This is a genomic window from Kitasatospora atroaurantiaca (assembly GCF_007828955.1).
Taxonomy (GTDB): domain Bacteria; phylum Actinomycetota; class Actinomycetes; order Streptomycetales; family Streptomycetaceae; genus Kitasatospora; species Kitasatospora atroaurantiaca.
Window position 1 is genome coordinate 6186331 of sequence record NZ_VIVR01000001.1, and the last position, 14279, is coordinate 6200609.

12 protein-coding genes are annotated in these 14279 nt (G+C 72.8%); 4 read left to right on the forward strand and 8 right to left on the reverse strand.

Going from position 1 to position 14279, the window contains the following annotated elements; translation table 11 throughout:
• Positions 1 to 7: 7 nt before the first annotated feature.
• On the reverse strand, positions 8 to 1438 hold the full coding sequence (locus tag FB465_RS27795) for an aminotransferase-like domain-containing protein (RefSeq protein WP_145794874.1): 1431 nt from the start codon (positions 1436 to 1438) through the stop codon (positions 8 to 10).
• Here FB465_RS27795 and FB465_RS27800 point away from each other — a divergent pair.
• On the forward strand, positions 1437 to 2330 hold the full coding sequence (locus FB465_RS27800) for a DMT family transporter (RefSeq protein ID WP_145794876.1): 894 nt from the start codon (positions 1437 to 1439) through the stop codon (positions 2328 to 2330). The genes FB465_RS27795 and FB465_RS27800 overlap by 2 nt on opposite strands.
• A 24-nt stretch (positions 2331 to 2354) precedes the next feature.
• Here FB465_RS27800 and FB465_RS27805 read toward each other — a convergent pair whose 3' ends face one another.
• The 3 genes from FB465_RS27805 to FB465_RS27815 all read right to left on the reverse strand — a co-directional run bounded on the left by FB465_RS27805 (position 2355) and on the right by FB465_RS27815 (position 5066).
• The gene (locus tag FB465_RS27805; RefSeq protein ID WP_145794878.1) at positions 2355 to 3446 is read right to left on the reverse strand and encodes a sugar ABC transporter substrate-binding protein; all 1092 of its coding nucleotides are present in this window, start codon (positions 3444 to 3446) and stop codon (positions 2355 to 2357) included.
• Between the two features lie 205 nt (positions 3447 to 3651).
• Positions 3652 to 4062, reverse strand: coding sequence for a cupin domain-containing protein (locus FB465_RS27810; RefSeq protein ID WP_145794879.1), 411 nt, complete (start codon positions 4060 to 4062; stop codon positions 3652 to 3654).
• Between the two features lie 32 nt (positions 4063 to 4094).
• Positions 4095 to 5066: an EamA family transporter gene (locus FB465_RS27815; protein WP_145794881.1), complete on the reverse strand. Its 972-nt coding sequence runs from the start codon at positions 5064 to 5066 to the stop codon at positions 4095 to 4097.
• Between the two features lie 223 nt (positions 5067 to 5289).
• Between FB465_RS27815 and FB465_RS27820 the strand changes: the two genes are divergently transcribed.
• Together FB465_RS27820 and FB465_RS36015 are read left to right on the forward strand one after the other, a co-directional pair.
• The gene (locus tag FB465_RS27820) at positions 5290 to 6780 is read left to right on the forward strand and encodes a lipase maturation factor family protein (RefSeq protein ID WP_145794883.1); all 1491 of its coding nucleotides are present in this window, start codon (positions 5290 to 5292) and stop codon (positions 6778 to 6780) included.
• Between the two features lie 157 nt (positions 6781 to 6937).
• Positions 6938 to 8545 (forward strand): hypothetical protein, encoded by a 1608-nt coding sequence (locus tag FB465_RS36015; RefSeq protein ID WP_170290702.1) that lies wholly within the window; start codon positions 6938 to 6940, stop codon positions 8543 to 8545.
• Between the two features lie 69 nt (positions 8546 to 8614).
• Here the strand turns inward: FB465_RS36015 and FB465_RS27830 are convergent, their stop codons facing one another.
• Complete coding sequence (locus FB465_RS27830; RefSeq protein ID WP_145794885.1) at positions 8615 to 9583, reverse strand: isopenicillin N synthase family dioxygenase; 969 nt, start codon at positions 9581 to 9583, stop codon at positions 8615 to 8617.
• A gap of 24 nt (positions 9584 to 9607) precedes the next feature.
• Positions 9608 to 10033, reverse strand: a complete 426-nt coding sequence (locus FB465_RS27835) for a nucleoside deaminase (RefSeq protein ID WP_211786016.1) — start codon at positions 10031 to 10033, stop codon at positions 9608 to 9610.
• 131 nt (positions 10034 to 10164) lie between these two features.
• Here FB465_RS27835 and FB465_RS27840 point away from each other — a divergent pair, with 131 nt between their 5' ends.
• Positions 10165 to 11511 carry a PucR family transcriptional regulator gene (locus FB465_RS27840; RefSeq protein WP_145794888.1) on the forward strand — a complete coding sequence of 449 codons (1347 nt, stop codon included), beginning with the start codon at positions 10165 to 10167 and terminating at the stop codon, positions 11509 to 11511.
• Here the strand turns inward: FB465_RS27840 and FB465_RS27845 are convergent.
• Together FB465_RS27845 and FB465_RS27850 are read right to left on the reverse strand one after the other, a co-directional pair.
• The gene (locus FB465_RS27845) at positions 11394 to 12824 is read right to left on the reverse strand and encodes a purine-cytosine permease family protein (protein ID WP_145794890.1); all 1431 of its coding nucleotides are present in this window, start codon (positions 12822 to 12824) and stop codon (positions 11394 to 11396) included. The two genes, FB465_RS27840 and FB465_RS27845, sit on opposite strands and share 118 nt — an antisense overlap.
• A gap of 125 nt (positions 12825 to 12949) precedes the next feature.
• The gene (locus FB465_RS27850; protein ID WP_145794892.1) at positions 12950 to 14269 is read right to left on the reverse strand and encodes a DUF3533 domain-containing protein; all 1320 of its coding nucleotides are present in this window, start codon (positions 14267 to 14269) and stop codon (positions 12950 to 12952) included.
• Between the last annotated feature and the right edge of the window lie 10 nt (positions 14270 to 14279).

The following is a 14279-nucleotide window of genomic DNA, read 5'->3' on the forward strand; positions in this document are numbered from 1 at the left end:
CGGATGGTCACCGCTCTCCCTCGTACGCCCGGTGCAGCCGCTCGACGCCGTCGATGACCTGCGCCGGGCTCCGGGTGCAGGCGTAGCTCAGCCGCAGGTGCGGGGCCGGTGCCTCGGCGGCGAAGTACGGGCGGCCCGCGGTCACCGCCACCCCGGCCCTGAGCGCGGCGGCGGCCAGCGCGCCGTCGTCCGTGCCGTCCGGCAGCCGCAGCCAGAGGTGGTAGCCGCCGTACGGGACCTGCGGCCCGAGCAGCTCGGGGAGCGTACGGCGCAGGGCGCCGACGGCGGCCCGGCGCCGCTCCTCGAGCGCCGTCGCGAGTTCGCGCAGGTGCCGGGCCCAGGCGGGCGAGCCGACCAGCTCCAGGGCGGTCTCCTGGAGCGGGCGCGGGACGAAGAAGCTGTCCACCGCCTGGACGGCCCGCATCCGCTCCAGCGCCGGACCGTGCGCGGTGACGGCGCCGACCCGCAGGCTCGCCGAGGCGGCCTTGGTGAGCGAGCGGACGTGGACCACCACGCCGTCAGGGTCCTCGGCCGCGAGCGGCGGAGCGAGTGCGGGGGCGTCGGCGTGGACCAGCCGGCGGGCGAAGTCGTCCTCGATCACGAAGGCTCCGGCCGCCCGCGCGATCCGCAGCACCTCGCGCCGGCGGGTGGCGGAGAGCACGGCGCCGGTCGGGTTCTGGAACAGCGGCTGGCAGACGAAGGCCCGGGCGTGAGTGGCGGCGAAGGCGTCCGCCAGCAGGTCGGTACGGACGCCCTCGCCGTCGACGGGGACCGGGACGGGCCGGAGTCCGGCGGCCCTGGCGACGGCCAGCGTGCCGGGGTAGGTGGGGGACTCGACCAGGATGGGTGCGCCGGGAGCGACCAGCGAGCGCATGGCCGTGGTGAGCGCGCTCTGCCCACCCGCCGTGACCAGGACGTCCGAGGCGCCGAGGTCCCCTCCGATGTCCCGGGCGAACCAGGCGCGCAGCTCGGTCAGGCCCTCGACGGGCGGTCGGCCCCAGGCTCCCGGCCGCCTGCCGGCCCTGGCCAGCGCGGCGGCCAGGGCACGTTCGGGCTGGAGGGACGGGTGCAGGTACCCGCTGTTCAGGTCGACGATGTCGGGCGGCGGCACGGCCAGCGCGCCGAGGACCCCGGAGGCGTCGGTGCTCCGGGCCGGCACCCGGCCGGCCTCGGCGCTGAGCGCCACCTCCTGCCAGGAGACGTCCCTGGGCGCGGGGGCGGCGCCGCGCGGCTCGGCCCGGAAGACACCGGCACCGGGCCGGGAGACCACCAGTCCCTCGGTCACCAGGGCGGCGATCGCCCGGGAGACGGTCACCGGGCTCACCTGGTGTCGCTCGGTCAGGGCTCGGCTCGACGGCAGCTTCTCACCGACCGAGTAGCGGTCGAGCTCCCTACGGAGGATGTCCGCCAGTTCGGCCACACTGCTACGCTCGTGCATGACAGCACAAGATAGCGCTATTCGGCCGAGCACGATAGCGGTGGGCGGCACCGCCCTCTCGGCACTCGCCGTGCTCTCCTTCTCCTTCAGCTTCCCCGCCACGGTCTGGGCGCTGGACGGCTTCGGCCCGTGGACGGCGACCGGTCTGCGCGGTGTGCTGGCCGCAGCGGTCGCCGCCGTCTGCCTGACCGCGCGTCGGGTCCCGGTGCCCGCGCGGCGGCACTGGCCGGGTCTGCTGGCGGTGGCCGGCGGCTGCGTGGTGGGCTTCCCCCTGCTCACCACGCTGGCCCTGCGGACCTCGTCGACGGCACACTCGGCCGTCGTCATCGGCATCCTCCCGCTGGCCACCGCCGTGTTCTCGGCCGTCCGTTCCGGTGCCCGCCCGTCCCGCACCTTCTGGTGCGCCGCGCTGGTCGGCGCCGTCGCCGTGCTCGGCTTCACGGTGCAGCAGAGCCACGGCGGCCCGTCCCTCGCCGACCTGTACCTCTTCGGCGCGCTGCTCGTCTGCGCGGCCGGCTACGCGGAGGGCGGACGTCTCGCGCGCGAGCTGCCGGGCTGGCAGGTGATCGCCTGGGGCGTGCTGGCCGCGCTGCCGGTGACGGTACTGACCACGCTGCTCGCCCTCCCCGCCGAGCCGGTCCACCTCACCGCGCAGGCCCTCTCGGGTCTGGCGTACCTGGCGGTGGTCTCCCAGTTCGGCGGCTTCGTGCTCTGGTACCGGGGCATGGCCGTGATCGGCGTCCCGAAGGCCAGTCAGCTCCAGCTCGCGCAGCCCCTGCTCACCCTGGTCTGGGCGGCGCTGGTGCTGGGCGAGCAGCCGTCCACCGCGGCGCCTGTGACGGCGCTCGCGGTGCTGGGCTGCATCGCCGTCACCCAGCGCACCCGGGGCTGACGGTGTGCCGGCAACCGGCCGGGACTACTTGATCCCGGCCGCGTTGCAGGCGTCCGCGTACTGCTCGTTGCAGATGTCCGCCGCCTTGTAGAGACCGCCGGCTATCACCGTGGCGGCCACCTTCTGCTTGGTCACGACGATCGGGGAGAGCAGCATGGACGGAATCTTGGCCCCGCCCTCGCTGTCGGAGATCGAGCTGGCCACCGAGGTGATGTCCAGGCCCTTCAGCAGGTAGACGGCGATGTTGGCGGCCGCGTCGGCCTCCGGCTTGTACGGCTTGTAGATGGTGTATGCCTGCTCGCCGGCGAGAATCCGGCGGACGGCGTCGATCGAGGCGTCCTGGCCGCCGACCGGGATGTTCTTCATGCCGGCGCTCTTGAGCGTCTCGATGACGGAGGCGGCCATGCCGTCGTTGGCGGAGTAGACCGCCTGGAAGCCGTCCTTGCCGAGGCTGTGGATGGCCTCGTTCGTCTTCTGGGCGGCGACGGCGGGCTTCCACTCGCCGGACTGCTCGTAGACGATCTTCTTGACCTTGCCGTCCAGGGCCTTGTGCGCGCCGGCCTTGAACATCGCGGCGTTCGGGTCGGCCTCGGAACCGTTGATCATGACGATGTCGGCGTTGCCGGCCTTCGACCCGAGGGCGTCGAGCAGGGCCTGCCCCTGGAGCTCGCCGGTCCGCTGGTTGTCGAAGGAGACGTACGCGGCCACGTTGCCGGCGGCCAGCCGGTCGTACGCGATCACCTTGGTGCCCTTGCGGGCGGCGGCGTCGACCCAGGAGGCGGTGCTCTTCGCGTTGACCGGGTCGAGCAGGATGACCTTGACGCCCTTGGCGAGCAGGTTGTCGAACTGCTGCTTCTGGGTGGCCTCGTCGCCGTCCGCGTTGGCGTAGTCGACGGTGCACTTGGTGCACAGGCCTGCGATCGAGGACTCGATCAGCGGCCGGTCGAAGGACTCGTACCGGGTGGAAGAGGACTTCTCGGGCAGCAGCAGACCGACGATCTTGCTGCTGGCGGAGCCCGACTTCGCTGCGCCGCCGTCCTGGCCGCAGGCGGCCAGCGTGAGCGCCATCGACACAGCGGCCATGCCGACGATGGTGCGACGCGTCATTGCGTTCATGGTGGGTGGTGCCTCCCTGACTTCGCCGCAACGTTGCGGCTGAGGAGGGAGTCAAGCTGCCGCGCCGACTTGGCGTCAAGAATTAAACCATCAGGTCGGGCGTCGTGCGCCAAGTCGTTACCTTATGGAGCACCGAGCTGCTCGGTCTCCGGCGCTGGATGTGTGGCAGCGACAACTCTTCAACGCGGCCGGCCCCTGCCCGGCGTCACGGGCTGACGGGATCCCAGGGGCCCTGCTCACGGCGGGCCTCGGTGTCGGTGCCCGGCCAGGGCGGCATGGTCACCGCGACGATCTGCAGCGGCGAGCCGCCCTGGTCCGCGCGGAACTGGAAGGCCGTGCCGAGCGGGATGGTCACGGCCGTGCCCGGGCGCAGGGAGGTCACCTCCGCCAGGCCGTTCTGGCGGCGCCAGATCAAGCCGGTGCCCTGGGTGACGTACCAGATCTCCTGGACGGTGGCGTGCGAGACGGCGCGGGAGACCGCCCCCGGCGCCAGTTCGAACCGAGCAAGACTGCCGAGCCCGGCGAGGGCGGCCAGCGGCCGGACGGTCGAGCCGTCCGGCGCGTCGACGGTGAGTGCCTCCTCCACCGTCCAGCTGCCGAACGGTGTGTACGCCATCGGGTGACTCCTCCCCGGGCCGGCCTCGGCGGTCAGCGTTCGGTACGGACGACCAGACAGACCCCGGCGACCACGATGGCACCGCCCAGCAGGATCGGCCAGGTCAGCGGCTCGGCCAGGACCAGCCAGCCCAGGAAGACGGCCACGACCGGATTGACGTACGCGTACGTCGACACCAGGGGCAGCGGGGCCGACTGCAGCAGCCAGGCGTACGCGGTGAAGGCCACCAGCGAGCCGAAGACCACCAGGTAGGCGAGCGCGACCCAGGACCGGGTCGAGATCGTGGCCAGGTCCAGCCCCTGCGGCTCGCCCCGGAGAGCGGCCACCACCAGGCAGCCGAGCCCGCCCGCGATCATCTCGTACACGCCGGCGGCGAACGGGTTGGCGGGCATCTCGAGCCGGGACGCCAGGAAGGAGCCCCCGGACCACATCAGCGTCGCCCCGATCACCGAGAGCACCCCGGCCAGCCGCACCTCGCCGCTCAGCCCGGGCGCCGTCAGCACCGCGAGCCCGACCAGACCCAGCAGCACCCCGCCGATCGTCATGACCGGGGTGCGCTGCCCTGCCGCCCGGCGTAGCAGGACGACCCAGAGCGGTACCGCGGCCACCAGCAGCGCCGCCAGCCCGGACGGCACGTCCTGCTCGGCCAGGACGACCAGCCCGTTGCCGCCGAGCAGCAGCATCAGGCCCACGCCGGCGGCCGAAGCCAGCTGACGCCGGTTCACCCGGAGCGCCGACGGGCCCTGCCTCCAGGCGACCAGCGCGGCCAGTGCCAGACCGGCCGTGATGAAGCGGGCGGTGGCCGAGAGGAAGGGCGGCATGGTCTCGACCGCGACGCGGATGGCGAGGTAGGTGGAGCCCCAGACCACGTAGACGATGCCGAGGGCGGCCCAGACGGTGCCGGAGGTCCGTACCCGGGCGGGGGCCAGGTCGGTGGGTCCGGAGACGGAGAGGTCGGTGGGGCAGGAGGGGTCGGAGGCGGACTGCCGTGACGCCGCTGTCATGTGCTTCTCCCGGAATTGGTGCTGTACGGCGTATGGCACCACATCGCGCCGCAAAGCGCGAGATCCCTCGTCGGGCCGCCTGTGGCCGCGACCGGATCCGGACGCGGCGCGCCCCGCCCACGGTCGGCCGAGTGGCTGAACCGGACCCGCCCACCGCCCGGCGCGTCCCGGCGCCGCGCGGGCAGGTGGTACGCATGGACGGTGCGTGGGAGGAGCAGCCGTCGTGGAGTGGTTCGCGGCACCTGAGTACTGGCTGGCCCGAGCGGTCTTCCAACGGCTGATCGCCGCCCTCTACCTGATCGGGTTTCTGACCGCGGCCAACCAGTTCCGCGCACTGATCGGCGAGCACGGCATGCTGCCCGTCCCGCGCTTCGTGGCCCAGGTGCCGATGCGCGCCTCGCCCAGCCTCTTCCATCTCCACTACTCGGACCGCACCTTCGCCGCCGTGTCCTGGGCGGGTACCGCGCTCGCCGCCGCCGTGCTCGCGGGGGCGGGGGACCATGTCCCGCTCGGCGTGGCGATGGCCTTCTGGGCCGTGCTGTGGGTGCTCTACCTGTCGATCGTCAACGTCGGCCAGACCTGGTACGCCTTCGGCTGGGAGTCCCTGCTGCTGGAAGCCGGCTTCCTGGCGGCCTTCCTCGGCAACGAACGGGTCGCACCGCCCGTGCTGGTGATGTGGCTGCTGCGCTGGCTGCTGTTCCGGGTCGAGTTCGGGGCGGGCCTGATCAAGCTGCGGGGCGACAGCTGCTGGCGCGACCTGACCTGCCTGCGCTACCACCACGAGACCCAGCCGATGCCGGGCCCGCTGAGCTGGTTCTTCCACCACCTTCCCAGCCCGCTCCACCGGGTCGAGGCGGCGGCGAACCACTTCGTCCAACTGGTGGTGCCGGTCGCCCTCTTCCTGCCGCAGCCGGTGGCGAGCGTGGCCGCCGCCCTGGTCGTGACGACCCAGCTCTGGCTCATCACCTCCGGAAACTTCGCCTGGCTCAACTGGCTGACCATCGCCCTGGCCCTCTCGGTCGTGGACGCACCGTCCGCCTCGGCACTGTTCCCGCTGCCGGACCCGCCCGCCTTCCACGCGGAGCCGCTCTGGTTCGAGGTACTCGTGCTCGCGCTGACCGTCCTGGTCGTGGTGCTCAGCTACTGGCCGGCCCGCAATCTGGTCTCGCGCCGCCAGCTGATGAACCGTTCGTTCAACCGGCTCCACCTGGTCAACGCGTACGGCGCGTTCGGCTCCGTCAACCGGCTGCGCCTGGAGGTGGTGGTCGAGGGCACGGCGGAGCCGGTGCTCGGCGCCGGGACGGTCTGGCAGGAGTACGGCTTCAAGGGCAAGCCCACCGAGCCGAGGCGGATGCCGCGTCAGGTGGCGCCGTACCACCTGCGGCTGGACTGGCTGATGTGGTTCGCCGGCATCTCCCCGGTGTACGCACGATCCTGGTTCGCCCCCTTCATGGCGAGACTGCTGGTCAACGATCCGGTCACGCTCAAGCTGCTGCACCGGAACCCCTTCCCGGACGAACCACCTGCCCATGTCCGCGCGCTGCTCTACCACTACCGGTTCACCACGTGGCGTGCGCTGCGTACGACCGGTGCCTGGTGGGAACGGCGCCTGGTACGCGAGTTCCTGCCCCCGGTGACGCTGCGCGACCTGGCCTACCTGGTGGCACACCACCCGGCGCGGCCGCCCGTCAAGCCACCTGGGAAACCGCCCTGACCGCGCCACGGTGGGCCGTACCGGACCGGGTACGTGCACGCCTCGAACGGCCACCCGTATCCTGGGCGTCCGCGCGGGGCTCCCTGCTCCTCCCGCCCGCTCCGCCGGACTCCCGTGTCCCGTCCCCTGCCTGCCCTGCCACGAACCGGACTTCACCATGACTGTGCGCTACCTGAACGACGCCGACGCCGCGCCGGTTGACCCAGCGGCCACGCCCGACGGCGAGGCCCTGCCGGGCCCCCGTGAGGAACTTGGCCGGTACGCCGACCTGGGCGGCTTCACGCTTGCCGCCGACACCCACCCCTGGTACGCGGCCGCCGACGCCATCGGCAGCCCCGAGGACGCCCGGGCCGCCTCCACCGTCCTCGCCGAGCTGCGCAGCGGCGACGTGCTGGCGACCCGTGCCGCCGTCAGCGGGCTGACGCCCGAGGGCGATCTGGACGAACCGGACACCCTGACCGGGCTGAGCCTGGTCGTCGGCGTCCTCCAGCGTGTGCAGGGCACCTCCGCCCGGCTGCGCGCCGAGGCCTACGACGCGGACCTGGACGCGCTGACCGCCGCCACGGCCGGCGCACGGTGGCGCAAGCAGCAGGGCGTGAAGCTCTCCTGGAGCCGGCGCCGCGCGCTGCGCGCCCAGGCGAAGACCCTCGCCCTCGGCTCGCGCACCCGCCGGGTCGACCTGCACGAGGCCCTGGCCGCGGCGGCAGCGGAGCGTGCGGACTGGGCCGCGCTGACGGCGTCCACCGACGGCGCACGGCCGACGGTCGCGGGCGATGCCACGAAGCTGGCCGAGGCGGCGCAGGCCGTCGACGCGCTCGGTCAGGCCGTGCGGGCGCTCGGGCGGCTGCTGCCGGGCCGCGACCTGGAGTCGCTGCCGCTGGGCGAGCTCGCGGAACTGGTCGACCGGCTGGCCGCCGACGAGGGGACGCTCTACCGGCTCCCCACGCTGCGCTCGCTGCGCGCCGGGCTCGCCGAGCAGGGCCTGGAGGACCTGCTGGCCGAGCTGACCGAACGCCAGGCCGACCGCGAGGCGGCGACCGCCGCGTACGACCGGCACGTGGGTGCCGAGGCCGCCGACGGTGGCGTGGAGGCCGCGCGCCAGGCGCTGGCGGCGGGGCCGCGGGCTGAGGTTGAGATCGAGGTCGAGGTCGCTGAGGCGGTCGAGGCTGAGGTCGAGGCCGTCGAGGTTGAGGCTGAGGTTGCCGAGGTCGAGGTCGCTGAGGCCGTCGAGGCTGAGGTCGAGGTCGAGGCCGTTGAGGTCGAGGCCGAGGTGGAGCCGACGGTGACGGCGGAGGTCGTCGCTGAGGAGCCCGTCGCCGTCGAGGAGCCCCTGGTCGTCGAATCCGAGCCCGAGCCCGAGGCGGTCGCCGAGCCCGCTGTGACCCCCGAGGTCGCGGAGATCCCGGAGACCGTCGAGGTCCCCGAGACCGTCGAGGTTGCCGAGGTTGCCGAGGTCCCCGAGGCCGCCGAGGTCGTGGAGCCCGCACCGGTCGCGGAGGCCGAGCCGGCTGCCGAAGCCGAGGCCGAGGCCGAGCGCCCCAAGCGCGTGCGCCGTCCGAAGAAGCCGGAGCTCACCCCCGGCCGCCCGATCACCGCGTACACCCCGGAGGAGCTGACCGCGCTCGTCCGGTGGATCGACAGCGACTTCGTCGAGCGCACCGACGACGAACTGCTGCGCGCCACCATGAAGGAGCTGGGCTTCGCCCGCCTCGGTCCCCGGATCAAGGATGCGCTCGGCGCCGCCGTCTCCGAGGCCCGTTCCTGACCGCACCGCCACCACCGGGCGCGCCCGCCGGTCCCCTCCCAGGAGGGCGACCCGCGGGCGCGTCCGTGTTCACGCCACGGTGATCGCGTCGAGCTTGGCCTTCAGGTACTCCGTCGAGTCGACCGTCTCGTACGCGACCCGCCCGACCGGCGCGGGCAGCGGCGCCACCCTGGTGTGGGGGTCGCACTCGTAGAAGTACACCAGCGACATCAGCTCCTCCTCCGGTGCGTGCGGCGACGGCGGCAGCACCCGGTGCCGGCCCGACCGCCACCGGTCACCCGTCCAACGGGCCATCAGGTCCCCGATGTTGACCGTCAGCGCCGCCGGGTCGTACGGGGCGTCGGCCCAGCCCTGCTGCTCCGTCCAGACCTGCAGTCCGCCCTTGCCCTGCTGCCGGTCGAGCAGCGTCACCGTGCCGAAGTCGGTGTGCGGGCCGATCCGGTACTGGTCCGGCAGCGGCTCGCCGACCACGCCGACGCCGGGGTACCAGTTGATGTTGCACGTGTAGGTGGGCGCGGCGGTGTGCCGGGTGAAGAAGTCCTCCGCCTGACCGAGCGCCGCCGCGAGCAGCCGCAGCGTCTCGTCCGCGACCGCCCGCATCCGGTCCATGTACCCCTCGACCACCGCCTGGAGCCGCGGTGCCTCCGTGCTCGGCCAGACGTTCCGCTGGAACCAGAACGCGTCCAACTCCGCGTCCCCGGTGCCGGCTTCCGCGCCCACCGTCCAGGACTCCTTGAGGTCCGGCGGTGTCTCGGTCCCCTCCGAGTAGCCGTTGGCCTCCGCGCCCTGGCCCAGCCAGCCCCGGCCGCCGACCGCCACTGCGAACTTCTGCTTGACCTCGAGCGGCAGGGCGAAGAACTCCCGTGCTGCCGCCCGCACCTCCTCGCGCTCCTGCTCCGTCACCCCGTGCCCGGTGATCAGCAGGAACCCCGCCCGGCCGAGCGCCTCGTCGACGCTGCGGGCGATCCGCTCACGCGCGGCCGCGTCACCTGTCGTCCATGTGCCCAGGTCGATGGTGGGGATCCGAACCTCGCTCAACACTGCCTCCTGAGACCGCCTCGGCTACTCGCCGATGTCCTCGAACCACAGCTCGGGTCGAGCCGTGATGAAGTCCTCCATCAGCCGGACGCACGTGGGGTCGTCCAGCACCGTGACCGCCACGCCGTTGGCCGTCAGCCAGTCGTGGCCACCGGTGAAGGTCCGCGCCTCGCCGACCACCACCCGTCCGATCCCGAACTGCCGTACCAGGCCCGAGCAGTACCAGCAGGGCGACAGCGTGGTCACCATCGTCGTCCGTCCGTACCCGCGCAGCCGGCCCGCCGCGCGGAAGGCCGCCGTCTCCGCGTGCATCGACGGATCGCCGTCCTGCACCCGGCGGTTGTGCCCGCGCCCCAGCACCTCGCCGTCCGGACCGAAGAGCGCGGCACCGATCGGGATGCCGCCCTCCGCCAGCCCGGCCCGGGCCTCCTCGACCGCCACGGCCAGCATCTGTTGGGGATCCACTGCCTCACCTCGGCCTCTCTCGTCGACTCTCCTCGACGGAAACATCACCGCAATGTCCGGAACGTACCCTCCCAGGCGCCCACCAATGAGCCCGCCATGCCCGCCGGGAGCCCGCGATGACCGCACTCACCCTCCGCGAGATCCTCGCCTTCGACGTGCTCGGCCCGGCCTCGCCCGTCCTGCTGGCCGGGCGGGCGGCACTGGACCGGCCGGTCCGCTGGGTCCACTCCAGCGAGGTGTACGAGGGTTACGCCTTCCTCTACGGCGGCGAGTTGCTGCTCACCAACGGCTACGGGCTGGCGCACACCTCCGCCGAGCAGCAGCGGACGTACGTCCGCGAGCTGGCCGCCAGAGGTGTGGCCGCCGTGTTCATCGAGGTCGGCCGTGCCCTGCCGACCATGCCGGAGGCCGTGGTCGCCGAGAGCGAACGGGTGGGCCTGCCGCTGGTGGCGCTGCGCCGCGTCGTACCGTTCGTCCGGATCGCCGAGGCGGTGAACACCGCGATCGTCTCGCTCTCGCTGGCCGAGCGGACCACCCGCCGCTACCGCGACACCGCGCACACCGCCCCGGGCGCCGACCGGGCCGCCCATGCGGCGGCGCTCCTCGCCGACCTGGCCGACGCCGTCCCGGTCGGCCGCGCGGAGGCGGCGGCCCGGGCCGAGCTGGCCGGGTTCCGCGCCGCGCCGGGCACCCGCCTGATCGGACTCGCCGCCCGCGAGCTGCCGGAACCGGCACTGCGCCAGGCGGCCCAGGGCCCGGTGCTCCTCGCCGAGCTGCCCGGTGCCCTGCTGGCCCTGATCGGCGTCCCGCCGGGCCCGGACGCCGTCCGCGCCGTGCGGACCGCCCTGCTGGAGGCGGCGCCCGCCGGGGCGGTCGTCGGTCTGGGCCCGGCCGTGCCGGCCGAGGCGGGCTGGGACAGGTACGGCGAGACCCTCCGGGAGGCCAGGACCACCCTCGAACTCGCCGTCACCGTCCCGCCCGCCGAGCCGGGTTCCGCCGCCCGCTCCGGCGAGGCGTTCGTGACCTCCGCACGGGCGCTCACCCTGGAACGCGAGCTCACCCGCAGTGGCGGCCCCGAACGCTGGGCCCGCCTCGCCGACGACGCGCTGGGCCCGCTGCTGGCCTGGGAGGCCCGCCACCCGAGCGACCTGGTCCGCACGCTGGAGGTCCACCTGCGCAACGGCTGCTCGCCGACCCGTACCGCCGCCCTGCTGCACATAGGACGGCAGTCGCTCTACCAACGCCTCGAGCGGATCGAACTGCTGCTCGGCACCGAGGTCGACGACCCGGACCTGCAGGGCGAGTTGCTGCTCGCCACCTGCGCCCACCGCCTGCTGCGCGCCGGTCAGCGCGAGGGTGCCAACCCCGGTACCCGCCGCAGCCCCGCGTACAGCAGGGCCGTCAGCACGAAGCCGACCACGCAGGTCAGATCCCCGATCGAGGGCGCCGCCTTGGCGACGTAGCCGGTGAACTGCTCCTGGTTGCTGAACAGCAGGACGGAGACCAGCGTCCCGGCCAGCATCGACACCGGTCCGGCCCATACCTCGTACGAGGCGTCCGCCATCCGCTCGCCCGCCGCCTCGTCCGTGCCCCCGGCCCGGTGCCGCAGCCACTGGTCGACGAAGACGACGGCCAGCCAGGGCGCCACCCAGTACGCGATCACCAGCAGGAACGCCTCGTACGAGTGCCCGGCGTCGCTCAGCCCGCTCCACGCGACCAGGAAGCCGAGCAGACCGATCACCAGGGCCACCGGACCGCGCGGCAGACGGCGCAGGCCGAGCGACACGAAGGACATGCCGGCCGAGTAGATGTTGATGGCGTTCGCCGAGATGGCGCCCAGCATGATGGCGAGCAGCGTCAAGTTGCCGAGCCAGCCCGGGAGATGGCCGGTGAAGGCGGCGGTCGGGTTCTTCTCGCCGCTCACGATGGTCGCCGAGGCCGCGCCGACCACCGCGAGGACGGAGACACCGACGAAGACGCCCACCGCGGGGTAGGTGATGACCTTCCAGCGCGGTGCGGTCGAGGGGAGGTAGCGGGTGTAGTCGGCGGCGAAGGGGTTCCACCCGGCGGCGTACCCGAAGGCCGTGCTGAACGCCAGCATGAAGCCGCCGAAGCCGCCCGCCGTGCCGGCCGCACCGCCCAGGTGCGCCTTGCCGAGGGTGACCGCCGATGCCGCCAGGAAGACGACGGTGAGCAGCGGAAGCGCGTACTTCTCGAAGCCGTGCACGAAGTTGTGCCCCAGATACGCCACCGCGATCTGCGCGATCACCACCAGGACCAGGCAGAACAGCGTCGGCATCCCGGACAGCGTGCTGAGAGCGAAGGCCCCGGAGACGCTGTTGACGGCGAACCAACCCAGGCCCGCGCCGACCGCGTTGAGCCCGGCCGGCAGCGCATTGCCCCACCGCCCGAACGCCACCCGGCCGGCCACCATCTGCGGCACGCCGAACCGCGGCCCGTACGCGCTGAGCCACCCGTGCGTGACCGAGCCGACGGCCGTGCCGAGCAGCAGAGCGGCACTGGCCGTCCAGAAGCCGAGGCCGAAGAAGAGCACCGAGATCACGCCGATGTAGATGGTCGCGAACTCCATGTTCGGCGAGAGCCACGTCCACAGCAGCCCCAACGGACTGCCGTGCCGGGCCTCTTCGGGGATCGGCTCGGCGCCGGTCGGCTCAACGGCGAGGACGTGGGAACCGTAGGCGGTGATGTCGGCGTTCAGGTCTGCGGGGTCACTGACGGAGGTACCGTCGTCCCCGCGCGTGGGGGCTGTCGTCATGCCCTAAATCTCGGCCCCGCACGCACCGGCGCCAACGTACGGGCCGTACGTATCCGGGCGCATGGGTGCGTACGTTCCGTACGTCCTGCGCCCGTTGTGCCCCGGCGCATTGCCGAGCAGTTAACCTACGGTTTCCCCGTGGCCGCGACGGGCGGCTCCGCATGTTCGGGGACGATGCGGTGCAGGCCCTTGCGGTCGTAGTAGGTGGTCATGCCGAAGCCGAAGACGAGGGCCGCCACCACGGCGACGGAGATCATGATCCAGGCTCGGGTGAGGCCCGCGTCGCCCTGGGCGTCGAAGTAGAGGATCGCGCGGACGCCGTCGGCGAGCTGGCGCATGGGTTCGAACTCGGACAGCACCCGGTAGAAGTCCGGCAGGGCCTGCAGCGGGATGGTGGCGCCCGAGGAGGGCAGCGCGAGCGCGATGAACACGAACATGGCGACCAGCTGGCCGATCCCGCCGAACGCGGCGAGCAGAGCCTGGACGCCGAGCCCCACCGCGGCCGTCGCGCAGACCGAGAAGATCCACAGCAGCGGGAGGTGCGAGGCGTCCATGTCCAGAAATCCGACACTGGCGAGCATCACCAGGCTGGACGTCAGCACGGAGAGTACGACCGACATCGTGGAGGTGATCGCGAGCGTCTGGGTCCGGCTGATCGGCACCGTGGGCAGCTGGGTGCGCAGCGGGCCGAGCTCATTGGCCGTGTACCCGAGGGCGACGTCGACGCTGTTGCTGATCACGTTGGCGCCCAGGAATCCGGCCAGGACCAGCAGCAGCGTGTAGTAGAACGCGGTCAGCCCCAGGCCGCTGCGGGTGCCGAGCGGATGGCCGACCACAACATTGACCGTGATGGGGTCCGCCAGGAGGAGCTGCTCAGCGTTGGTCGCTGTCGCTCCCTGGGCCTGCCGGCCACTCGTGAGCGTGGCGCCGAGCTGCAGCGAGGCGGTGTGCGCCGCCTGCTGGGCGATGGAGTTGGCCAGCGAGGAGGCCAGGCTGCCCGCGCCCGGATTGGTGAGCACCGTCATGGTCGGCCGCGGGGGCGTCTGCTGCCCGGTGGCCCCCAGCGCCGCCACGGACGCGGTGAAGCCCTCGGGCACCTCCAGAACCCCGTACAGCTTGGCCGAGGCCAGGCCCTCCTTGGCCTCGGCCTCGTCCAGCAGCCGCCAGGAGACCTGGCCGTGCGGGTCGGGTGAACCGGCGATGGCGGTGGTGATCTGTGCGCCCAGATTCGTCGGTTGGCCGGCCACGGTGGCGCCCTGGTCGGCATTCACCAGACCGATGGGCATCCGGTGCAGGTCGCCGCGCGGATCGAGGATGCCGCCCATGTAGATCAGCGAGAGCAGCAGCGTCACCAGGCCGATGACGATCACCGGGACCACCCAGATCTTGGGGGTCCTCAGTACCTGCCACGCGGTGACGCCGGGCGCAGCCTGATTCGATGACATGGGTCTCCCG

What these genes read in the sequence shown, in the direction of transcription:
- FB465_RS27805 (WP_145794878.1), bottom strand. Translation starts at nt 3,446, where the DNA reads ATGAACGCAATGACGCGTCGCACCATCGTCGGCATGGCCGCTGTGTCG.
- FB465_RS27800 (WP_145794876.1), top strand. Translation starts at nt 1,437, where the DNA reads ATGACAGCACAAGATAGCGCTATTCGGCCGAGCACGATAGCGGTGGGC.
- FB465_RS27840 (WP_145794888.1), top strand. Translation starts at nt 10,165, where the DNA reads ATGACCGCACTCACCCTCCGCGAGATCCTCGCCTTCGACGTGCTCGGC.
- FB465_RS27795 (WP_145794874.1), bottom strand. Translation starts at nt 1,438, where the DNA reads ATGCACGAGCGTAGCAGTGTGGCCGAACTGGCGGACATCCTCCGTAGG.
- FB465_RS27815 (WP_145794881.1), bottom strand. Translation starts at nt 5,066, where the DNA reads ATGACAGCGGCGTCACGGCAGTCCGCCTCCGACCCCTCCTGCCCCACC.
- FB465_RS27845 (WP_145794890.1), bottom strand. Translation starts at nt 12,824, where the DNA reads ATGACGACAGCCCCCACGCGCGGGGACGACGGTACCTCCGTCAGTGAC.
- FB465_RS36015 (WP_170290702.1), top strand. Translation starts at nt 6,938, where the DNA reads ATGACTGTGCGCTACCTGAACGACGCCGACGCCGCGCCGGTTGACCCA.
- FB465_RS27835 (WP_211786016.1), bottom strand. Translation starts at nt 10,033, where the DNA reads ATGCTGGCCGTGGCGGTCGAGGAGGCCCGGGCCGGGCTGGCGGAGGGC.
- FB465_RS27850 (WP_145794892.1), bottom strand. Translation starts at nt 14,269, where the DNA reads ATGTCATCGAATCAGGCTGCGCCCGGCGTCACCGCGTGGCAGGTACTG.
- FB465_RS27810 (WP_145794879.1), bottom strand. Translation starts at nt 4,062, where the DNA reads ATGGCGTACACACCGTTCGGCAGCTGGACGGTGGAGGAGGCACTCACC.